Source organism: Pelosinus sp. sgz500959 (assembly GCF_042610375.1).
Lineage (GTDB): Bacteria > Bacillota > Negativicutes > DSM-13327 > DSM-13327 > CTSoil-075.
This window is the reverse complement of the sequence record NZ_JBGJZL010000025.1, coordinates 1-22153: the sequence shown is the minus strand read 5'-3', so window position 1 is coordinate 22153 and position 22153 is coordinate 1. Positions and strand designations below refer to the sequence as shown.

The following is a 22153-nucleotide window of genomic DNA, read 5'->3' as shown; positions in this document are numbered from 1 at the left end:
TAAGATGAGATCTCTCATTCGTAAGAAGTAAGACCCCTTGTAGATGACAAGGTTGATAGGCCAGGTGTGTAAGTCCAGCAATGGATTCAGCTGACTGGTACTAATAGGTCGAGGGCTTGACTTAAGTAGCGAACCAAAGGTTCGCGAGCAGAGCGAGTGAAAAGCTTTGTGTGAGTCACTTAGTTAGCACCACAGTGCTAACATCAAATGTCTTGAACACTTTTCATTAGCGATAATTAATCCTAAAATTGATCTTTCTTCTGTGAAGTTTTGAGAGAGCATAGCAATATGTTTATCTCTAAAAACTTTAATCCGGTGACGATAGCTAAGGGGCCCCACCTGTTCCCATACCGAACACAGTAGTTAAGCCCTTATACGCCGAAAGTACTTGGTTGGAAACGACCTGGGAGGATAGNAGCAATGGATTCAGCTGACTGGTACTAATAGGTCGAGGGCTTGACTTAATCCGCTAACACTTTGTGTTAGCACATGAATTAATCCTAAAATACAATCTTTCTTCTGTGAAGTTTTGAAGGAACATAGTAATATGTACTTCTAAAATCCAGTGGCGATAGCTATGGGGTCCCACCTGTTCCCATACCGAACACAGTAGTTAAGCCCATATACGCTGAAAGTACTTGGCTGGAAACGGCCTGGGAGGATAANGCAGGAGTAACGACGCAGATGGGGTATCATCGCCGATCGAAGTACCGAACACAGTAGTTAAGCCCATACGCCGAAAGTACTTGGTTGGAAACGACCTGGGAGGATAGGTAGTTGCTGGTTTTATTCCCTGATAGCTCAGCTGGTAGAGCAATCGGCTGTTAACCGATCGGTCGTAGGTTCGAGTCCTACTTAGGGAGCCATTTTTAAAAGATACCGTTTATTATAGACGGTATCTTTTTTAATTTCTCGTCGTGCCTGAGATTGGTGAGGATGCTCCAGATGCTAGGCACGACGAGCACGTGAACTGAGCAGTACTGGAGTACGCGAAGTGAGCGCGCGCAGGAGTAACGACGCAGATGGGGTATCATCGCCGATCGAAGTACCGAACACAGTAGTTAAGCCCATACGCCGAAAGTACTTGGTTGGAAACGACCTGGGAGGATAGGTAGTTGCTGGTTTTATTCCCTGATAGCTCAGCTGGTAGAGCAATCGGCTGTTAACCGATCGGTCGTAGGTTCGAGTCCTACTCCAGGAGCCATTTTCAGAAAAGCACCGTTCATTTTATGAATGGTGCTTTTCTTATTTGCCGTCGTTCCTGAGATTGGTGAGACTGTTTTAGATGTTAGGTTTGAAGAGTATGTTAGCTGAGCATAAGCAGAGAACCAAATTTTAATGTAATGCGGAAGTTTGCAGTGATTAATATTTGGTTAGTTTTTAAGATAAATTAATTGTTTTTTCATGTGTGATCTTGCTCACAGTCGATCGTTGGTATTTTTGTTAGAATAATACCAAGAAGTTTAAATAACGCTTCACACTATGAGGAGGATAAAATATATGTCAATGTTTTGTTATCAATGTCAAGAAACAGCCAAGGGTACTGGCTGCACTATAAGCGGTGTCTGTGGAAAAACGGCTGATGTGGCTAATCTTCAAGACTTGCTCATTTATACTATAAAAGGGATTTCAGTCTATACACTTGAGGCTCGTCAAGCGGGAATTGCCACGCCGGAAGCCGATAAATTTATAATGGATGGATTATTTGCTACCATTACCAATGCTAACTTTGATAAGAACTACTTTATTGTGCTTATTAAGCAGGCGCTGATCGTGAGAGACAATGTGAAAGCTTCTTTAAAAAAAGCTGGTGTAGTGATGGAAACTGCAAATGATAATACCAAATCTATTTGGCAAAGATTAACTAAATGGTTTACAACTGATGAGGCGGGAGAAACTTCTCATGATAGTACTCTGTGGTTTGCTGATAATGAGATCGCTTTTGGCGAAAAGGCTGCTACAGTCGGAATTTTGGCAACCGAAAACGAAGATGTCCGTTCATTGCGTGAACTGCTTACTTATGGCGTAAAAGGAATGGCGGCCTATGCTGAGCATGCCTATACATTAGGCTATAAGGATGATACTATTTTTGCCTTTATTCAAAAAGCCCTTGCAGCTACTACCAACGATAAACTAAGTGCTGATGAATTGGTTGCTTTGGTGATGGAATGCGGTAAATACGGTGTTGATGTTATGGCTTTACTAGATAAAGCTAATACCAGCACCTATGGTAACCCGGAAATTACCAAGGTTAATATTGGTGTGAGAAAGAACCCTGGTATTCTTATTAGCGGTCATGATTTAAAAGATCTAGAAGAATTATTGGAACAAACCCAGGGGACTGGTGTAGATGTATATACTCATGGCGAGATGCTACCGGCACACTACTATCCTGCATTTAAGAAATATACCAATTTTGCTGGTAATTACGGCAATGCCTGGTGGTTGCAGGACAAAGAATTTGAAACCTTTAACGGACCAATATTGATGACTACAAATTGTTTAGTGGCACCAAAGGCCAGCTATAAAAACCGTGTGTATGTGACTGGTGTAGTCGGTTTTGAAGGTCTGAAAAAAATTGGTGAGCGAAAAAATGGCAAACCGAAAGACTTCTCGGCTCTTATCACTCACGCTAAAAAATGCCCACCACCCAAAGAATTGGAACAAGGAGAGATAATCGGCGGTTTTGCCCACAACCAGGTATTGGCACTGGCTGATAAGGTTGTGGATGCAGTGAAAAGCGGCGCTATCAAACGTTTCTTCGTTATGGCTGGCTGCGATGGCCGCATGAAGAGCAGAGATTATTATGCCGAATTTGCTAAAGCACTACCACAAGATACTGTTATTCTGACAGCAGGTTGTGCCAAATATCGCTACAATAAACTTCCATTAGGTGATATCGGCGGTATTCCCCGTGTATTAGATGCTGGTCAATGTAACGATTCCTACTCTCTAGCCATTATTGCTCTAAAACTTAAAGAGGTTTTTGGTTTGGATGATGTTAATAAATTACCGATATCATACAATATCGCTTGGTATGAGCAAAAAGCTGTTATCGTACTCTTGGCGCTGTTATACCTTGGCGTAAAAAATATTCATCTTGGACCCACGCTACCAGCCTTTCTTTCACCTAATGTAGCTAAGGTGCTTGTAGAGAAATTTGGGATCGGCGGCGTCAGCAATCCCGAAGATGATATCAAAATGTTCATGGCCTAAGTAGCAGTCAGCATCAATTTTATGAATGGTATTTCTTTAATATAGAAAAAATAGAAGGACTTGGCTCAGCCAAGTCCTTCTAAAAATATGTATCTTAACTAGAAATTAGTTTTAATATTCCCAGAACATCCGTTGAATTTCTTTTACATCGGTAGTTTTAGTTAAAGCTAACATTAACAAAATGCGAGCTTTTTGTGGATTGAGATTATCGCTAGCGATAAATCCATATTTATCATCATCAGCTTCGCCATTACGAGCAATGATACCACTGCCAACACGAGCGCTACGGACGACAACTACACCGTTTTTCAAAGCGTTTTCAATAGCTGGATATTCTTGTTTACCAATACTACCATCGCCAGTACCTGCATGGACGATACCTTTTGCACCAGCATTTGTAGCAGCATCGATCATAGTACCAGCATTACCTGCATAGTGGTACACAATATCAACACGAGGTAATGATTTTAGGTTAGTTACATCAAATTCAGTTTCAGTGGTATTTTTACGTAGTGATTTACGATAAAAGACTGGTTGATCACCAGTAAATACGCCAAGAGCACCAATAATAGGAGCTTGGAATGTATCCACACGATCTGTGATTGTTTTTGTTACTTCACGACCGGCATTAATGGTATCATTTAACATAACCATGACGCCTTTACCAGCAGCTTCTTTAGTACCAGCAAGAATAACAGCACGATACAAATTGAGAGGACCGTCAGCACTCATTGCAGTACCAGGACGCATCGATCCAACAAGAACGACTGGTTTTTCACTTTTTACTACCAAGTCAAGAAAATAAGCAGTTTCTTCTAAGGTATCAGTACCATGAGTGATAACGATACCATCAACATCATCCTGGGCAAGTAGTTGATTCACACGTTTAGCGAGTTGAAGCCAAATTTCCATTGTCATACTTTCGCTGGCAATTTGTGAGACCTGCTCGCCACTTACATTAGCGACTTTGGCTAGTTCGGGAACATTGGAGATTAGTTTACCTACAGGTGTAACTGCTGCAGTATAACCTACTGTTGTAGTACTTGTTACACCAGCACCAGCGATCGTTCCGCCAGTAGCTAGAATTTTAATATTGGGGAGCTTGTTAGGCGCTTCTGCAGCAAATGCGATCTGCAAACTGAAGGCAAGAAGGCACATGACTACGAAGCAGAGGATCATCTTTCGGTTCATTTTCATCATTCCATCTCCTTTTATTTATGTAGTAAACCAATTACAGGATACCATAATCAGCCAAATGTGGAAATAGAAAATACTAAAAGATACTGAAACATACTAAATATTCTAATTAATATAAAAATTAATTACTATGGAAAAGTAAGCTAATTTATCTAGACAAAATAGATTTTTGTGCTATAATATTAATATATCTAAAAATAATGAGTCAATGATGACTCCTATCACTGAACAAGTGGAGGGGTCTGTTTTTTTACAGAAAAATTGTTGCCATTATTGGGGAATATATAGTATATGTCGAAGAATTTTACTAAAGTATTAAATTTTGTTAGCTATGCAACTTGTGTTACCATAAAAAAACTGTCATATTTTTAGCAGGTTTTGATGCAAACTTTATTTATAATATAATTATTTAAAGCTGTAACGCAAGATGAAAAATTGAAAGGGGTTTTGTAAATGAGCAAGTTATGTCAAATTTTTGGTTCAAACGTATTCAATGATGCTGTTATGAAGGAGTGTCTTCCTAAGGCTACATATAAAGCTTTGAAGAAGACAATTGAAGAGGGGCTTTCTTTAGATCCAGCAGTAGCAGATGTAGTAGCTAACGCGATGAAAGATTGGGCTCTTGAAAAAGGTGCAACTCATTTTACTCATTGGTTCCAACCTATGACAGGTATTACTGCTGAAAAACATGACGCCTTTATATCACCAACTTCTGATGGTAAAGCGATCATGGAGTTCTCAGGTAAAGAATTAATTAAGGGTGAACCAGATGCTTCTTCATTCCCATCTGGCGGTCTTAGAGCTACTTTTGAAGCTAGAGGATATACTGCATGGGATTGTACATCACCAGCATTTGTGAAAGATGATTCATTATGTATACCAACAGCTTTTTGTTCTTATACTGGAGAGGCTTTGGACAAAAAAATTCCATTATTATCTTCAATGGAAGCAATATCCAAACAAGCATTACGTGTATTAAGAGTTCTTGGCAATACAACAACTAATAAAGTTATTACAACTGTTGGACCAGAACAAGAATACTTTATTGTTGATAAAAAAATATATGACCAAAGAAAAGACTTAAGATTTACAGGCAGAACACTTTTTGGTGCTCAAGCTCCAAAAGGTCAGGAATTAGAAGATCATTATTTTGGTTCCATCAAAGAAAGAATTTCTGCTTACATGAAAGAATTAGATGAAGAACTTTGGAAACTTGGAATTTCTGCCAAGAGCAAGCATAATGAAGTAGCTCCTGCGCAACATGAATTAGCTCCAATTTATACAACTACAAATATAGCAACAGATCACAATCAACTGACTATGGATACAATGAAGAAAGTTGCTTTAAGACAAGGTCTTGTGTGCTTATTACATGAAAAACCATTCGCTGGAATTAATGGTTCCGGTAAACATAATAACTGGTCTATGGGAACAGATGACGGAATGAATCTGTTAGAGCCAGGCCGTACTCCTCATGATAACATGCAGTTTCTTGTATTCTTATGCTCTGTTATCAAAGCCGTTGATGTATATGCAGATTTATTAAGAGTATCCGCTGCAAATCCAGGAAATGATCATAGACTAGGTGCTAATGAAGCTCCTCCAGCGATCATATCAATCTTCTTGGGCGAGCAACTACAAGATATTCTAGAGCAGATTGAAAACGGTGGAGCTACAAGCTCTAAATCTGGCGGTAACATGGAAATCGGCGTTACTACATTGCCAGTTTTACCCAAAGATGCAACTGATAGAAACAGAACTTCTCCATTTGCCTTCACTGGTAATAAGTTTGAATTTAGAATGTGCCCATCTTCAGCTTCCATTGCTGAACCTAATATCACTTTAAATACAATTGTAGCGGAAATACTAGACGAAGTTGCTAGTCGATTAGAAAAAGCTACAGATGTCACAGCTGAAGTGAAAGCAATTCTTGTTGAATTTGTTAGCAAACATAAAAAAGTAGTATTTAACGGAAATGGATATTCCGATGAATGGGTTGTAGAAGCTGAGAAGAGAGGACTTCCAAACTTAAAAACTACTGTCGAAGCCATTAAAGCTCTTATTTCTGAAAAGAATATTGCAGTAATGGAAAAACATGGTGTATTAAGTAAAGTAGAAATGGAATCCCGTTATGAAATCGCTCTTGAAAATTACATTAAGACAATCAATATTGAAGGTTTGACTATGATAGAAATGGCGAAGAGAGAAATCCTTCCTGCTGTCATTAAGTTTGCTACAAATATTGCTGCTTCCATCAATACAATCAAAGCTACAGGTATCACAGCTGATTTAACAGCTCAAACAGAATTATTAATCGAAGTATCTTCATTGACTGCGTCATTAAAGAAAAATATTGCTGTTCTTGAAGAAGCTGTAGAAAAAGCTTCAAATGCTCATGGCGATACTTATGAACAAGCTTCATTGTTCCGTTTTGATGTATTTGAAAAAATGGCAGCGCTACGTGAAGTTGCTGATAAACTTGAAACTCTAGTCGATAAAGATGTATGGCCAATGCCAACTTATGGTGAGTTATTGTTCAATATCTAATCCTATAACATGTAAAATGAAAGCCTGGCTTATGCAGCCAGGCTTTTATTTTTTGGCGCCTTGGGCTAAAGGCTTGAAGTAGATCCAAATCATGGGTATAATAAGATATAATTATACCCATAATAGTGAAGAGGTGAGTGAAAATGGTAAATGAATTGCTTTATGTAATTTTATCTGGTAAATATAGTAAAGATGAATTAGTTGAATTATTAAAAGAACATTCGGAAATCAAATTTGTTTCATTGGTAGGTATTGATCTTGCAGGTAATGATACTGATGAAAAGATCCCTATGGAATTATTCCTTAAAGATATGGATGATTTCTTCCAAGGTAGTGCAGTACAAACTGATGGATCATCAGTTGTATTAACAGGGATTGCAACTTTGAACAACGCAAAAGTTGATATGCCTGCTGATGGAAACGTCAATTGGTTTGTTGATTATAATTATGACAATATAGATGAGAAAACTGGTAAACCGACTGGTACACTTCGTATTCCTGCCTTCCTTGTTCATAATGGACTACGTGTTGATTCACGTGCCGTGTTAGCTGATACCCTTACATACATAAAAGATGAGTTGAAAAGCTTATTTAAAAAATATCCTAAAGTTGCTGGTCTTGAACATATTAATGGTGATGAAATTGAAGATATCATCTTTACATCAGGTACTGAACTTGAGTTTTGGGTGAAAACACCAGTTGATAAAGCTGAAGTTGCAGACTTATCAGCATCTCAAACAATGCAAGAACAATATTGGCAGCGTACTCGCGGTTCTGTGCGTACTGCATTAGAACAAACAATTGTCATGCTTGATAACTATGGATTAAAAACTGAAATGGGTCATAAAGAAGTTGGTGGCATAAAATCAACAATTGATGAAACAGGTCATTTATCTCATGTTTGCGAGCAATTAGAAATCGATTGGCGCTTTGCTGATGCTTTACAAGCCGCTGATAATGAATTGCAAGCTCGTATCGTTGTAAAAGAAGTATTTAGAGCAAATGGTCTTGAAGTTACATTTAAAGCAAAACCAATTATTGGTGTAGCTGGTAATGGTGAACATACTCATGTTGGCTTTGCTGCTAAAATGAAATCTGGAAAATTAGTCAATTTATTTGCACCTACAGATATGAAAGCTGATTTCATGAGTGCTGTTGGATATGGCTCCATTATGGGGTTACTGAAAAACTATGAAGTGATTAATCCTTTTATCTCATCTACAAATGATGCTCTTAATCGTTTAAAACCAGGTTTTGAAGCACCAGTTTGTATTGTAACTTCTCTTGGTCATACTCCAGAGATTCCTTCTCGTAATCGTACAATCCTTGCTGGTTTAGTGCGTGATATTAACAATCCATTAGCAACTCGTTTTGAAGTACGTGCCGCTAATCCTTATACAAACACGTATGTAGCTTTGTCAGCTATTTACCTGAGTATGCTTGATGGTGTTAAAGCTGTTGTTGAATCTGGTAAAAATACAACTGAAATTTTGGCCGAATTATCAAAAGAAGCTGGAGCTCCAGGGTTCTACTTAGAAAAAGATCGTGCATATCGTAGTGAACATGATGTGTTTGAAGATTATACAGAAGATGAGCGTAACTCCTTATTTGGTAAGCCTCCTGCAACTGTATGGGAAAACATGGAGAATCTAAAAAAATATGCTGCTAAAACTGAAGTCATCAAAACAGGTAATATCTTGCGCCAAGAAATCATAGATGCTTTTGTTGCAGGGGCTTTGATTCGTTGGTCAACTGAACTTGTGAAGAGAATCATTCCAGAGAATCTTGCGATTGTAAAAGCAGCTAAACCGTTGCATGATGCTGAGACTGCAGTTGATTATGATTTGTACTTGTGGGATAAAGTTAATGCATTACGTTTCGAATTAGGGAAAAATACTGTTGCGCAAAAATGTATATTTACACGTATTGCTGATGCGATTGCAGCAGGTGATTATGGCACTGCATCCACATTACAAGTTGAAATGTATGGTAAAGTTGAAGAATTAAAAATATTGTATGCTACATACCAGAAAAACATAATTTAATTATTTATACTGGAGCCTCCCTTTGTCTTTAGACTAAAGGGGGGCTCATTTAATTTTAAGTAAGGAGACTAAAGCTTGACATAAGCTAAGTTTGCCTTAAAAATAATACAAGCGACCATTTAAATGGCCGCTTGCTGCTAATGAGGTATTTTTTAGATTAAGCTTATCATTTTATGTAATTAGATTATAGATATTGTTTTACAGTTGTCATTACTGTTGCATAATCTGGATGATCGCTTACATTAGGTACATATTCTACATGACGTACAATATTATCGCGATCAATAACCACCGTTCCACGAGCTAAAAGGCGCAATTCTTCAATGACAAAGCCATATTTAAGACCAAAGTCTAGGTCCTTATGATCAGAAAGCGTTTTAATATTTTCAATACCTTTCGTTGCACAATATTTTTTGATTGCAAAAGGTAAGTCTACACTGATTGATAAAACTGTTAAACCATCAATTTTGGCCGCTTCTTCATTAAACCAACGAGTTTGCATATCGCAAACAGATGTATCAATAGAAGGTACGACGCTGATGACACGTACCTGACCTTCAGTACTGCTTAGTGATAGGGGAGATAGCTCAGGAGTCAGAGCAGTAAAATCTGGAGCTGTATCACCAATTTTAATTTCTGTACCGATCAGAGTCATAGCATTGCCAGCAAATTTTATAACATCATTACGTTTTTCCATAGGGGACAGCCTCCTTGTTAAATATAATTTTATGCTTACATGGTAACATATGTAACGACAAAAGTAAATGATAATTATTATTAAATAGTTAACGGTTTATTTTTCCTGATAGCAGGATTTTATTTAAAATAGTCGAATTAATTATTAATATATTTTTTTGAATTGAGGGGGTATATCCATGGATGTGAAATTATTTAGTGATCTTGAAGGCTTACGAATTGCTATGTCGATAGAAGCAGCGGGGCGTGAATTTTACCAACAGGCCTGTCAACAGGCAAAAGAAGAGAGCCACAAAGATTTATTTCGACTGCTAAAAAGAGAAGAAATTAGCCATTATGAAACTTTTAGTGAAATTTTTGATCAAGTAAAATCAAATAAAGAAGCTGGTTCTGATGAATATTTATTTGATGAAGAAACTTCACGTTATTTGACTGTTTTAGCTGAAGGACACATTTTTCCAATTGGAGAAGAAGCTGAAGTTAAAATTGCTGAGGCCGCAACAATTGTAGAAATCTTATATATGGCAGTTCAAGCTGAGAAGGATTCTATTTTGTTTTATGATGAATTAGCAAGTAAGTCCAAATTTCCTGAAGCAAAGAAAATTTTTACCTTACTTAAAGCTGAAGAACAAACTCATGTTGTTAAGTTGCGTCAAATACTAGATGCACTACTTATTATTCATGGTAAATAGGACTAAATTAAAATCGCGGTATAGATTCCGCGATTTTTTTCTAAATTAGAATCAATTAAGTAAACTCCTTCATATCATATAATAAAAAAATGAAGGAGATATCTTATGTGTAAAGAACGCGAATGTAAAATAAATAGTACTATTAAAATTATTTGTCCGTGGTGCAGCAAATTGATTGAATTGCCGATGCATAAAGCTGTCAACGGTGAGGAAATCCTTTGCCAGCACTGCCAAAAGAAATTTAACTTTCGTATATAAAAATAAGACAGCTGCTAAGGCTATTACCATAAAACTTTCTAGATCTAAGTCATTCTTGGCGTAAGCCAGGTTTTCAAGGAGGTTATGTAGTGGTTAAAGGAATGGGTAAACGTGCGTATCACAAACGAGATATGAATCAATTAAATAAAACAGCACTTAGGATTGGAGCAGTATTAGCAGCTGTCAGTTTATTGGCTATTATTATCTCTTTTGTGAGATAGTTTAGGGCAGAGAATCTGACTATTCTACCTTGTAACAACATCTTTTATAATGAGCATAATATTTTTTATGAACAATATGTCATAAAAGCAGGAATTAATACTCTTAATCGCTAATTATAATAGTATTCAAGTAAGAGTTGTTATTTACAAGGAGGATATACAGTGGAAGTTAAAAAAGATTTATTAGAGCAAGGTGCGATTTTACAGCGGGATAAGAATACTTATGCCATTGCACCACATATACCAGGTGGTATTATCTTAGATTTTAATATATTACGTAAAATTGTTGATGTAGCAGAAAAACATGGGGCACAAGCTCTTAAATTGACTAGTGCTCAGCGCATTGCTATTGTTGGCATTGAAGAAAATAAAATTGATGATGTTTGGGAAGATTTGGGTATGGATAAAGGACATGCAGTGGGATTGTGTGTGCGTAGTGTGAAAATTTGCCCTGCAACTCATTTTTGTAAACGTGCGCAACAAGATGCAGTGACTTTAGGTTTTGAACTTGATAAGAGATATCATGGAATGACTTTACCATCTAAGTTCAAAATTGGTGTTTCAGGATGTATGAATTCCTGTAGTGAATCTGCAGTTAAAGATTTGGGCTTGATTGGCACAGTAAAAGGGTATAAAATTCTAATTGGGGGCAATGCTGGCATAAAACCACGTATTGCTGATCTTTTAGTTGAAAACGTGCCACAGGAAGATGTTTTAGAAATAGTGGATAAAGTTGTTACCTATTATAAAGAAAATGCTAAGAACTATGAACGATTAGGTACTATGATTGAACGTTTAGGCTTGGAAACAATTAAGCAAGCTGTATTGGCTTAACTTTGATAAGGCGTCTGATTTCAGACGCCTTATCTCTTTTATGTTTGATTACATAAGAAGATTAGATGGTAATGCGATGGAATAATTACTCACTTTAGGTTATACTGTTTATAGAAGAATGTGAAAAATATGAGGGGGTCGTGCTGATGAAAAAAAATAAAGAATGGGTAGTCGATGTAATAGAGGAAGTTGCCTATTTTGGAAAAGGAAAACGCGGCATCACTCGCCTAGCATTTACAGAACCTGATCTTAAAGGTCAGGAATATATTATGAACTTGATGGTCGAAGCTGGACTAACAGTGCGTAAAGATCAAATGGGTAATTTAATTGGTCGTTTAGAAGGTCAAGATAAAACATTACCAGCCGTTCTTACTGGTTCACATCTTGATACGGTGCCAGAAGGTGGGAAATTTGATGGTGTCGTTGGCGTTGTTGGCGGGCTAGCTGCTATACATTATCTACAAGATATGGGGCCATTACGTCATGCTGTTGAGCTTATTGTTTTTGTCGCTGAGGAATCAAGTCGTTTTGGTTTTGCTACCATGGGAAGCAAAGTGATGACTGGCTCAGGCGATATAACAGCATGGAGTAAAGTCAAAGATCAAAATGGTATTACTTTTGCAGAAGCATTATCAGAGCAGAATCTTGATATAAAACAGATCCGTTTAGCAAAAAGAAATAGTGAAGATATAAAAGCTTTTGTAGAATTACATATTGAGCAAGGAAGCGTTCTAGAGAAAAAGGGCAATGTAATTGGAGTTGTACAAACCATTGCCGCGCCTACTCGTCTTAAAATTACTGTAGAAGGAATGGCAGCTCATTCGGGGTCGACACCCATGGAGGAACGTCATGATGCATTAGTAAGTGCTTCTATGATTGTTCTTGCGATTAATGAGATTGCTTTAGATCATTCCAGTCAGGGGACTGTTGCTACGGTCGGTGATCTTAAAGTCCATCCTGGTTCTATCAATGTGATACCTGGCATGGTAGAAATGCTAGTTGATCTTCGTGGAATTAAGCAAGAAAGTATTATTGAATGCCTCCAGGAAATTAAGGATGCAATCAGTACAATTACTGAAGAACAAGATACGATTGTTGCAATGGAAATGATGTCAGCAGAAAAACCTGTGGACATGAGTCCAGAGATTAGTAAGCTGATCGAACAAAGTTGTGTTGACGTGGGCACCACGTATCAATTGATACACAGTCGTGCAGGACATGATGCTGTCAATATGTCAAAAATAACACCGACAGGTATGATTTTTATTCCTTCGAAAAATGGAATCAGTCATAATCCAGATGAATATACGGAATATGATGACATTATGGTAGGAATTGACGTGCTTGCAGAAACCTTATATAAATTGGCAAAATAAGAATCACAATTTAAATGAATTGTCTCCCCAAGACTTGGTATTTGCCAAGTCTTTTCTTATTGGCTAATATTACCCTTATTAATTATGTAAACAATGTGATACAATATCAGAGACAACTCATAGTGAACAGGATAGTTCTGAAAGGGGATAAATAATGAAAAAAATAATTGCCTGTACATTAGCAGCTGTGGTATTCAATATTTTTTCTCCAGTAGTGCCACTTGCCCATGCTGGAATAGTCGAAAATCAATTGACACAAATCATCGCCAAAGATGATAATATAGCGCGTATACAGCAACTAATGATGGTGAAAAAACAGTTGGAGCAAGGAAATCAAAAAGGCGTATTAGAAGCACTGGCGAAAGCAGCAATTGATCAATCTGGTCAAGGTGGAGACATTCATAAAATGGCTGAAAATGCAATACTTGAACAAGTTGGGAAAAGTATTACTGAGAAAATCGCTCCTTATGAAAAGGAAGTGGCCATGATTAGCGCATTACTGAATAACCAAACCTTAGCACCTCAAACGACTCGTGAGAGCAACTCGTTAACAGGAGCACCGCAAAATTATAAACGTATACTCAATATGACTGCGACTGCTTATGGTCCAGGTATGCTTGATAATGGTAAGTGGAATAACCTTACCTATATGGGTGGTACTGTGAAACATGGTGTTGTTGCCGTCGATCCGCGAGTGATTCCTATGGGCACAAAGCTATGGGTAGAAGGATATGGAGAGGCAATTGCTGAGGATCAAGGTAGTGCAATTAAAGGAAATCGTATTGATTTAGCCTTTAATGATCGTAATGAAGCTCTTGATTATGGAATTCAAAATGTGAAAATTTATATATTAAATTAAGAACCGGTTTATACCGGTTCTTTTTTTGTATACTATTTTTTCCCCTTCATACATATAGTTTGAAAAAGAATTAGACACAGGAGGGGACAGGGTGACAATTGTAAAGATTAGACGAAGTCAAATTTTTTATAGCGTAGCCATTTTTCTAATTATGAGTGTCATTTGTGGTATAGTCGGTTTTGAATATCTGGATGAACAAGAATTAGCTGCCATTGAAAATCAACCCACGACTCCTCCTAGTGGGACAATGAGTATTGTGATTAAAGTGTCTCAACGTGTACTAGAGTTACATAGTGATGGGCAACTATACAAAAAATATCGCATTGCCGTTGGAAAAAGTGACACTCCAACACCTGTTGGGGAATGGAATATTGTGTGGAAAGATTATAACTGGGGGACTGGGTTTGGTACACGGTGGATGGGTTTAAATATACCCTGGGGCATTTATGGTATTCATGGTACCAATAAACCTTGGTCTATTGGACAATTTGCTAGCCATGGGTGTATTCGGATGCGTAATAAAGATGTAGAAGAATTATTTGAATGGATACCAGTGGGGACAAATGTGCGTATCGAAGGACGTAAAATGAAGGTAGAACGTATATTAAAACACCAAATGTCTGGATCAGATGTGGCTTTACTTCAAATGAAACTAAAAGAATTAGGTTATTTAAATAGCAGAGCTGATGGAGTTTTTGGCACGATAACCAAGCAAGCAGTGGAAAGCTACCAAGTGGAACATAACATGGAAGTGACTGGTATTGTCAATCGACAATTGGCAGAAATACTTGGTATTTGAATAACTATTTTTTATGGATCATATTTTTGATAATAAACCTAATTAGTAAAAAAATAGTACTCATTCTAGTTGTAGATTTAGCAGTTAAGCACTAGACCAGGTTATTTTACATAGTATATATCATAATAAGGTGAAGGAGGATTATCATGAACCGTTGCCCTTATTGTGGTAAAAATATGTATCGCCCTGATTCCCGTCGAATCTTTTTTGGTTTTGGCGGAGGTCCTTTCTTTTGGGGATTCCCAGGCTGGGGATGGGGTTGGGGACACCATCATCATCATTGGTGGTAAACGTAAATCGTTTGATTAGTGGTCATCTTCAAGTGGCTCTATGACATGATCATGTTATCAAGAACATAACCGTTCGAGTAGGGATGGTTATGTTTTTACTTTATAAAAAAACAGAATATTTAAACATTTCATTGTATTTATTTGACTAAAAATGCAAAGTTAGTGTAGAATATACAGAAGAGCCGAATCCTTATAGGTACGGGGGACCCACTAAAAAAATAGGGGTGAATCCACTGATAGTGGTAGGGTTGTTTCTCTAGTCTTCTCTTAAAACCCGAACCCGACAGCTAACCTCGGAGGCTTAAGCACTATGGAGTCTTGTTGTTTGCAAGGCAACTCATTCTATAAGTGCTAAAAAGAGAGGTGAAACAATTGAAAAAAGTGTACTTACTGGTAGCATTAACAATTTGTATGCTACTGACTAGTGTTACCGTTTTTGCCACACCTGTTGATGAGGGTATAAAATTTGGTATGCGCGGTGACAATGTGCAAATGCTACAAAAGTTACTTTCAGAAAATGGTTTCTACGTTGGCGAAGTTGATGGTGTCTTTGGCAAGATTACTTTGAAAGCCGTTAAAGATTTTCAAAGTAGTAATGGCTTGCGCGTAGATGGAGTAGTTGATAAAGAAACTTTATTGTACTTAGGACGTGCAAGTAGTACAGATTTTAATCCGAGTCGATCGAGTCGATCGATGATCATGAATGCATCTGCTTATTCTGCTTATGATCCTGGAAACTCTCATTATACATCTAATGGTAGCTGGCTCCGCAGAGGCTTAGTGGCTGTTGACCCAAACGTCATTCCGCTAGGAACACGTCTGTTTATACCGGGGTATGGTTATGCGGTTGCTGATGATGTTGGTGGTGCAATTAAGGGAAATAAGATCGATATCGCATTTGATACTCATGGTGAAGCGATGCAGTTTGGAAGACAAAAAATAACAGTCTATATTTTAGATTAACAGGCGTAATGCCTGTTTTTTTCTTATTCCGATGTCGTATATAAATAGCAATGGAGTGCCATACTAAATGAATAAGATTAATAGAATCGATTTATATGAATTACTTCTAGTAAAGGGAGTGTTCTATTGGATTTGTCAGGTAATGTATTAGCTCTCCTATTGGCTCTTCTGTCAGGTGTATTGATGGCAGTACAAGGCTCTCTTAATACAGCGTTAAGTAAAGTTGTTGGTTTACTGGAAACGACTTTTGTTGTACATCTTACGGGTACGGCTATTTTATTGATATTGTTATTTATCCTTCGAATGGGTAAGGGTAATTTATACGCATTGTCAGAGGCTCCATGGTACACCTATCTAGGTGGAGTGATTGGTGTGGGCATTATTTACCTAGTTGCTGCCAGTATACCCGAGGTAGGAGTGGCAAATGCGACTACGGCAATCATTATAGGACAAGTCATAACAGCAATTATCATTGACCATTTAGGTGCATTTGGTCTGGACCGGATCAGCTATGGATGGAATCAAATAGTAGGGCTTGTCTTGTTAGTGATTGGAGCTAAGCTACTACTAAAGTGATATAAGTGCAATACGACTACTACATGGACTGAATGAATGTAAAAAATTGTGGCATTAAAACTAAAAAACTATACAAATGCAAAAATACCGTAAGACTTTTAAAGTCTTACGGTATCTATATTTCAATATGGTGGGGTTAGGCGGACTCGAACCGCAGACCTCTTCGATGTCAACGAAGCGCTCTAACCAACTGAGCTATAACCCCTTCGAACAATATTTATTATACTACGGTAAACACATAATGTCAACATGAATAACGAAGTGATATTAATTTAAAAATTCTTCGGTATAGATTATACGTTCACGTTTGGTCATAGTAAATCTCATTTAAAAAAGTAAGTAAGATGGAAGTGAAGTTTATGAAAAAGTTTAAATCAGATAATCCATTCGAGAAAAATAGATTGAGTTAGACTGTTATTTTACATAAATAGAACATAGGGATTTTGCGGGAGTTTGACACTTGGGAAATGAAAAAACGCCCGAGTAGGAATTAAGGTGTTTTTGGTTAGCGAGTTCTCATTTCAGACCTATAATTTTGATTATAATTTAATTAATAAATAAAAAGTGAAAATATCTCAAAAAACTATTGAATTTATTGTAAAATGGGCATAATATAGAACGTATAAAGAAAGGAGCGTTCTATATGCTACTATCATTTAAAGTGAAAAATTACCGATCCTTCCGTGATGAAGCCATTCTTGATATGGAAGCCGCATCGTTGAAAGAATATAATGAGTGTCTAATTAAGTCAGGCAAAAAAAGTTTTTTACCCACCATTGCCATCTATGGGAAAAATGGTGGAGGGAAAAGTAATATTATTAGGGCACTATGGCTCGGGGTGCAGTTTATTAAAAGTGCACAAAGAACGCAGCATGAAAAAGCACTTGTACCCGTACAACCCTTTGAACTTGATGATCATTCAAGGCATGAACCCACTCTGTTTGAATTTAACTATTTGCAAGATGAAATAAAGTATACCTATGGATTTTCGGCGACTAAATCGAAAATCGTAAGTGAATATCTATATCACTATCCTAAAGGGCAAAAAGCCATGGTATTTAGCAGGACCCAACAAGAATTTTCATTCCCCATGGACAATGAGAAAAAGAAAAAAGAAATGATGAAAGAGGCTGTTGCTGCCAATCAACTTTTCTTTGCTGTTTCTTGTACAATGAACTATCAGCCATGTATTGCTGCTATGAAATGGTTTAGACAAAGTGTCGTCTTTTCTAGAGATTATACAGATATTAGCCGATACTTAAGTGAGTATAGTGAAGATCCGGATATGTTACACGCCATTGTACAAACGGCAAAAATAGCTGATTTAGGGATACAGGACATCAAGTTTGAAATAAACAATCTTGATATTACGAAGCTTGCTGATATACCGACAGACATGGATGATGATATGAAAAATCATATTGTTACAGCACTAGCGAAGTTAAAAGATGCTTTAGAAAGTGCTCCCAATGACGCAGAAGGAAAATTGCGAGTAAGTGAGATCAAGGCAACTTCATTCCACGTAGGAAAATCAAAACAAGGTGACAAGACAATATATCCTCTAGCCTTTAGTGAAGAATCTGATGGAACAAGACGATTGATGGCCCTTGCACCAGCGATGGAAAGGACTTTAAAGAATGGTGGATTATTTATTGTCGATGAACTAGAAAGAGAAATCCATCCACTATTGATGGAATATATCATAAATCGATACCAGGACAAGGCCAGTAACCCTAGACAAGCTCAGCTTGTATTTACCACCCATAGTACCGAACTTATGTCTCTTGAATTATTACGCAGAGATCAAATCAATTTTGTTGATAAAGATCGAGTGACTGGGGCTTCGGAACTCTATTCCATGAAAGAATTTTCTCCACGTAAAGACGAAAATATCCATAAGGGATACCTGCTTGGTAAGTATGGTGCAGTTCCTCGTATTGAGGAGGTGTAACGAATGGCTAGAAAGATTAAACCTGTTATCTATGTGTTTTGGGAAGGCGAAAGTGAGCAAGTGTATTCTAAATATCTAAAAAAAGAATTTGAAGATGTAGCAGTCATAAAAACATATACGTCAGCGGGATTATTTGACATTGCAGTGAGTGTTTTTGCCAACAACCCTAAATATAAAAATAATACAGATGCAACAGATGAAATCTGGTTTTTCTTTGATACAGAACTAGATCATGCCAGTCAATGGAAAGCAAATTATAAAGCCATCAATAAACTTAGAAAATTGAGAAAAACTCGCATTGTGGTAAGACTACTTATGACGACAGCCTGTCTTGAATATTGGTTACTTTTACATTATGAACGATGTGCACCGGCTATTGCTTCTCCTGAAGATAAAAAGCGGATATTGGACAAAGTGAAGCAACATATGCCCCTTTATAAAAAAGGTGATGAACGAGCAACAGCGATGATTGCAGAGCAGTATCAAACGGCAACCATAAATGGAAAGTGGACATTGCAGCAGTTAGTGGCAGTGGGTATGCCAACAATTGAGGATAAGGATGAAAGAAATGCATGGCTATTTGAAGGGAAATATACATTTACAACTGTTCATGAGGCCATTGAGTATTTGAAAACGTTATAGAGATAACCTTGATTTAGGATCATCCTGTACATTGTTGTGCAGGATTTTTTTGAGAAAAATTTATCCGATCTGCGAGTGAGGGCGGGAACCGAGGGTTAATTTTACGTTTGTGCTTTGTTTACTTGCAGGTCGAAAGAAATACATTGAATTCAACCACCAGAAAAACTAGAGACCCACCATAAGAGACTTTGGGATCGTAATATTTCAGTGTAGCGGGCGACCGCAGTCGCTTCTTGCCTAAGCCTAAGGCCTAAAGCAGTGAAACGGGGAGCATGATTATCGGCTCTATGAAATGAGGTTTTGGGAATGGAATAGAGTGGGCAATCATGCGGTGGCTTCGTGGAGGAATACTACTGGTCGTAATTGATATACGGATTCTTGACGTCTGCTATTTTACTTTAAATAATTGGCCACTCATTCTTGCGGATTCATTCTCTGCGCAATTATTACAAATCAATTTTATGACAACACACTTATCATCTGCGGGATTCCATTGTACATTTTTTAAAAAGGGATGTAGTACGCATCGACTGCCAAGTATGGATAACCTAGTATCAAGTAAGAGGGTAGAAATATAATCAGATTGGCTTGATAAGGAAAGGGATAATCTGCTAGAGACTTCAGCTAACTGTTCTCCTTGGTATGAATGAAATGCTGAAATAATACCATCAAGCATTGGCTTAATCATAGCTGCAAAATTGAAGGTGTGAGTAGGAGGAATGGAGATTTCTAATTCTATCCCGAAATAGCCTTCGTATATGGTAACACCATAAGTGGATATGGGATTTTCCTTCATTAAATACCAATATAAATGAGGCTTAGTATTTGTTGTTAATGTTGGAAGTAAGATGTGATCCCAAGATGCGAGCATATCGCTCATCGTCCAGTGCAAGGGTTGTTGGTTTTTCGATACGAATTCATAACGTTGATGATGTGCATAGAATTGCGTTTTTTTGACTGGATCAGTAATAGTATTAAAACTTCGTTCTATTAAAAAGCCATTCTGACAGACTGTTTTAAATCTACCAGTTCCTACATTATAAAAAAGGATATTCTCGACATCGCATAATCCTTCAATAGGAGATGTATATGTAGCAGCTAATATGCGATCATCAGTGATATTCAATTGAGTAATGGCAGTCTTTAAGGATTCGCGCATATCGAAAAGCCAGCCTTTAGGTTCAAATGTTAACCGCTTTACAGACCATAGTTCTACAATATTGTCATTGTCTTTAGGAATTTTAATATAGTAATTCATATTTCAATACTCCTGTGTAGTATATCTTCATCAAGCCTTGTGTTCTTGCAGATACATCACGATTCCTTCTGTGAAAAATTATCATGAAAAAATTAATAGGTATTTATTAAGCAGTTCATCAGAATAAGATCGAGAGCTCGTAGTTGATTGCCGGCACAGACCCAGATTGCCTTAGGAATTGTAGGTGAAATTAATCTCTATTATATTGTTTGACAATTGGAATAATATACCATATAATTGGATATATGATGAAAGAAAACATGAATATGCCTCGGGAAAAGGCATTGGCAGTACGGCTATCTGCGCATTAGCGCTTTAGCATAGATGTCCTTTTCCCACCGAACAGGTCACGCCTTTTGGTGTGGCCTGTTTGGTTTACTTTTTTAAGAAGGAGGTGTGAATCATGGCTGTTAATAAAGTGCCTCAAGGTGCGGTGATGAGTATTAAGGTTCAAGCGGGTCTTACGAGCACAGGTGGTCCAGGTTATAAAACCTTACGTTTTTCTAATGTAAAACCGGGTACTACTGATGCTGATTTTTTTGAAGTTGCCAATGCCATAGCTGGGCTGCAGAGCTATCCTTTGGCGTTGATTGAGCGGATTGATACTGCCGCTCTAGCAAATGCCTAGTCTGCGTTTGAAAATCTGGAAAGGAGGGGTGAGAAGTGAAGAAAGTGTTGGAAATGCATTTTAGAAATGAAACGGGTAAGGAAGTGACCATTCTGGTCAATGATCCTAAGGAAGATCTGACTGCGCTAGCTGTGAATGCAGTGATGCAAACGATCATTACTAAAAATCTTTTTAGTACTACTAGCGGCGATTTGGTGCAGATTGTTAGCGCGCAGCTTAGGAGTACTGATGTTGCCGAATTGGCCTAGTATTTTGGGGTGGTGTTCGGGGATTCATTGTAAGTAATGAAGAATGATTGAGTGGGTAGTGGTAAAGTGACGCGCAAATAGCGCGTTATTTTACTATCCAAGGAAAGGAGAGGTTATCATGGGTGATATAGTACAGTTTGTAGCTCAGGTGGGATTTCCCATTGCTGTGGCAACGTGGCTGTTGGTGAAATTGCAAGTGAGTCTTGATAATTTTGCCACTGCTGCTAGAGACCTAGCAGGCAAGATTGAAGTGCATACCAGTCAGTGTGCAAAGTGTCAGGATATTCGCCAGCATATACAGTCGGGAGTGTGAGGGATACCTGTTTGGTTGAAGTGAAGAGGGCGGGACGTAAGGTAGTGAAGTAGATACCTTATGCCCCGCCCTGTTAGTTTATATACCGCCCATACAAAGTCAATCAAGGGGACCGCTGGAATACCTGCGGTATTCGGCGCTAAGCCCGAAGAACGTTCGCTGCCTCTGAGGGGCTAAACCGCTCAGGACCGATGGCTGACTCTGCGAGTCTTACCGCAAAATAAGGACGAAGTCCGAGGAAACGACCTGCCCAACCAGGTTTGTGAGGACGCTAGTCCGTCGGTGTTAATGAGGACGCAGTCCGTATCTGCTAGTGAGGGCGAAAGCACGAGACACGTTCGCTGGCCCTGCGGGACTAACCGCTCAAGAACGACGGCTGACTCTGCGAGCCTTACCGCTAGGCAAGGACGAAGTCCGGATGGATTGTCAACAGAAAACTAGACAGTTTCCTTAAGGGCTTTATTTTTATACTCCATCGGGCTAAGATAGCCCAACGTAGAATGAATTCGTTTATTATTAAACCAGTCTACATATTCCGTTAATT

The 22153-nt window shown here is 38.0% G+C and carries 23 protein-coding genes, 3 tRNA genes, 3 rRNA genes and 1 riboswitch; of the genes, 24 read left to right on the top strand and 5 right to left on the bottom strand.

Annotated elements, in window-relative coordinates; all coding sequences use genetic code 11:
- The 6 genes from ACAN52_RS21200 to hcp all read left to right on the top strand — a co-directional run.
- A 23S ribosomal RNA gene (locus tag ACAN52_RS21200) occupies positions 1-124 on the top strand; the annotation flags it as partial.
- Positions 125-311: 187 nt separating this feature from the next.
- Positions 312-426, top strand: a 5S ribosomal RNA gene (rrf, locus tag ACAN52_RS21195).
- 135 nt (positions 427-561) lie between these two features.
- A 5S ribosomal RNA gene (gene rrf, locus ACAN52_RS21190) occupies positions 562-673 on the top strand.
- A 117-nt stretch (positions 674-790) separates the two neighbouring features.
- Positions 791-866 (top strand) — tRNA-Asn (locus ACAN52_RS21185).
- Positions 867-1129: 263 nt separating this feature from the next.
- A tRNA-Asn gene (locus ACAN52_RS21180) sits at positions 1130-1204 on the top strand.
- 296 nt (positions 1205-1500) lie between these two features.
- Entirely contained in the window at positions 1501-3216 is a 1716-nt protein-coding gene (hcp, locus tag ACAN52_RS21175) for a hydroxylamine reductase (protein ID WP_378957095.1), read from the top strand.
- Between the two features lie 111 nt (positions 3217-3327).
- Here the strand turns inward: hcp and ACAN52_RS21170 are convergent, their stop codons facing one another.
- Entirely contained in the window at positions 3328-4407 is a 1080-nt protein-coding gene (locus ACAN52_RS21170) for a type II asparaginase (protein WP_378957097.1), read from the bottom strand.
- Positions 4408-4866: 459 nt separating this feature from the next.
- On the opposite strand from ACAN52_RS21170, the gene ACAN52_RS21165 reads away from it, so the two are divergent.
- Both ACAN52_RS21165 and ACAN52_RS21160 read left to right on the top strand, forming a co-directional pair.
- Positions 4867-6960, top strand: coding sequence for a glutamine synthetase III (locus ACAN52_RS21165; RefSeq protein WP_378957094.1), 2094 nt, complete (start codon positions 4867-4869; stop codon positions 6958-6960).
- Between the two features lie 143 nt (positions 6961-7103).
- A complete protein-coding gene (locus ACAN52_RS21160; RefSeq protein WP_378957092.1) occupies positions 7104-9005 on the top strand; it encodes a glutamine synthetase in 1902 nt (633 codons plus the stop codon).
- A gap of 184 nt (positions 9006-9189) precedes the next feature.
- Here ACAN52_RS21160 and tpx read toward each other — a convergent pair whose 3' ends face one another.
- Positions 9190-9702, bottom strand: a complete 513-nt coding sequence (gene tpx / locus ACAN52_RS21155; protein WP_378957090.1) for a thiol peroxidase — start codon at positions 9700-9702, stop codon at positions 9190-9192.
- A 178-nt stretch (positions 9703-9880) separates the two neighbouring features.
- Between tpx and ACAN52_RS21150 the strand changes: the two genes are divergently transcribed.
- From ACAN52_RS21150 to ACAN52_RS21105, 10 genes are all read left to right on the top strand, one after another.
- Positions 9881-10393 (top strand): ferritin family protein, encoded by a 513-nt coding sequence (locus ACAN52_RS21150; RefSeq protein ID WP_378957089.1) that lies wholly within the window; start codon positions 9881-9883, stop codon positions 10391-10393.
- Between the two features lie 105 nt (positions 10394-10498).
- Positions 10499-10651, top strand: coding sequence for a hypothetical protein (locus ACAN52_RS21145; RefSeq protein ID WP_378957088.1), 153 nt, complete (start codon positions 10499-10501; stop codon positions 10649-10651).
- Between the two features lie 89 nt (positions 10652-10740).
- Positions 10741-10872, top strand: coding sequence for a hypothetical protein (locus ACAN52_RS21140; protein WP_378957087.1), 132 nt, complete (start codon positions 10741-10743; stop codon positions 10870-10872).
- Positions 10873-11034: 162 nt separating this feature from the next.
- A complete protein-coding gene (locus ACAN52_RS21135) occupies positions 11035-11706 on the top strand; it encodes an NAD(P)/FAD-dependent oxidoreductase (protein ID WP_378957086.1) in 672 nt (223 codons plus the stop codon).
- Positions 11707-11852: 146 nt separating this feature from the next.
- The gene (locus ACAN52_RS21130) at positions 11853-13082 is read left to right on the top strand and encodes a Zn-dependent hydrolase (protein ID WP_378957085.1); all 1230 of its coding nucleotides are present in this window, start codon (positions 11853-11855) and stop codon (positions 13080-13082) included.
- Between the two features lie 154 nt (positions 13083-13236).
- Positions 13237-13941, top strand: coding sequence for a 3D domain-containing protein (locus ACAN52_RS21125; RefSeq protein WP_378957084.1), 705 nt, complete (start codon positions 13237-13239; stop codon positions 13939-13941).
- Positions 13942-14032: 91 nt separating this feature from the next.
- The gene (locus ACAN52_RS21120) at positions 14033-14740 is read left to right on the top strand and encodes a L,D-transpeptidase family protein (protein WP_378957083.1); all 708 of its coding nucleotides are present in this window, start codon (positions 14033-14035) and stop codon (positions 14738-14740) included.
- Positions 14741-14886: 146 nt separating this feature from the next.
- Positions 14887-15030, top strand: a complete 144-nt coding sequence (locus ACAN52_RS21115) for a hypothetical protein (RefSeq protein WP_378957082.1) — start codon at positions 14887-14889, stop codon at positions 15028-15030.
- 170 nt (positions 15031-15200) lie between these two features.
- A riboswitch (cyclic di-AMP (ydaO/yuaA leader) is annotated at positions 15201-15348 on the top strand.
- A gap of 54 nt (positions 15349-15402) precedes the next feature.
- A complete protein-coding gene (locus tag ACAN52_RS21110) occupies positions 15403-15993 on the top strand; it encodes a peptidoglycan-binding protein (RefSeq protein WP_378957081.1) in 591 nt (196 codons plus the stop codon).
- Positions 15994-16119: 126 nt separating this feature from the next.
- Positions 16120-16569, top strand: a complete 450-nt coding sequence (locus tag ACAN52_RS21105; RefSeq protein ID WP_378957079.1) for a DMT family transporter — start codon at positions 16120-16122, stop codon at positions 16567-16569.
- A 128-nt stretch (positions 16570-16697) separates the two neighbouring features.
- Here the strand turns inward: ACAN52_RS21105 and ACAN52_RS21100 are convergent.
- Positions 16698-16774, bottom strand: a tRNA-Val gene (locus ACAN52_RS21100).
- A gap of 438 nt (positions 16775-17212) precedes the next feature.
- On the opposite strand from ACAN52_RS21100, the gene ACAN52_RS21095 reads away from it, so the two are divergent.
- Both ACAN52_RS21095 and ACAN52_RS21090 read left to right on the top strand, forming a co-directional pair.
- Positions 17213-18520 carry an ATP/GTP-binding protein gene (locus tag ACAN52_RS21095; RefSeq protein WP_378957078.1) on the top strand — a complete coding sequence of 436 codons (1308 nt, stop codon included), beginning with the start codon at positions 17213-17215 and terminating at the stop codon, positions 18518-18520.
- Positions 18521-18523: 3 nt separating this feature from the next.
- Positions 18524-19162 (top strand): RloB domain-containing protein, encoded by a 639-nt coding sequence (locus ACAN52_RS21090; protein WP_378957077.1) that lies wholly within the window; start codon positions 18524-18526, stop codon positions 19160-19162.
- Positions 19163-19550: 388 nt separating this feature from the next.
- Here the strand turns inward: ACAN52_RS21090 and ACAN52_RS21085 are convergent, their stop codons facing one another.
- A complete protein-coding gene (locus ACAN52_RS21085) occupies positions 19551-20420 on the bottom strand; it encodes a hypothetical protein (RefSeq protein WP_378957075.1) in 870 nt (289 codons plus the stop codon).
- A 403-nt stretch (positions 20421-20823) separates the two neighbouring features.
- Between ACAN52_RS21085 and ACAN52_RS21080 the strand changes: the two genes are divergently transcribed.
- From ACAN52_RS21080 to ACAN52_RS21065, 4 genes are all read left to right on the top strand, one after another.
- Positions 20824-21048 carry a DUF1659 domain-containing protein gene (locus ACAN52_RS21080; protein ID WP_378957074.1) on the top strand — a complete coding sequence of 75 codons (225 nt, stop codon included), beginning with the start codon at positions 20824-20826 and terminating at the stop codon, positions 21046-21048.
- Positions 21049-21083: 35 nt separating this feature from the next.
- Positions 21084-21296, top strand: coding sequence for a DUF2922 domain-containing protein (locus ACAN52_RS21075; RefSeq protein ID WP_378957073.1), 213 nt, complete (start codon positions 21084-21086; stop codon positions 21294-21296).
- Positions 21297-21414: 118 nt separating this feature from the next.
- On the top strand, positions 21415-21609 hold the full coding sequence (locus tag ACAN52_RS21070) for a hypothetical protein (RefSeq protein ID WP_378957072.1): 195 nt from the start codon (positions 21415-21417) through the stop codon (positions 21607-21609).
- Between the two features lie 282 nt (positions 21610-21891).
- Positions 21892-22050 carry a hypothetical protein gene (locus tag ACAN52_RS21065; RefSeq protein ID WP_378957071.1) on the top strand — a complete coding sequence of 53 codons (159 nt, stop codon included), beginning with the start codon at positions 21892-21894 and terminating at the stop codon, positions 22048-22050.
- Here the strand turns inward: ACAN52_RS21065 and ACAN52_RS21060 are convergent.
- On the bottom strand, positions 22047-22153 hold a 107-nt coding region (locus tag ACAN52_RS21060; protein ID WP_378957096.1), incomplete at its 5' end, for an IS3 family transposase. The two genes, ACAN52_RS21065 and ACAN52_RS21060, sit on opposite strands and share 4 nt — an antisense overlap.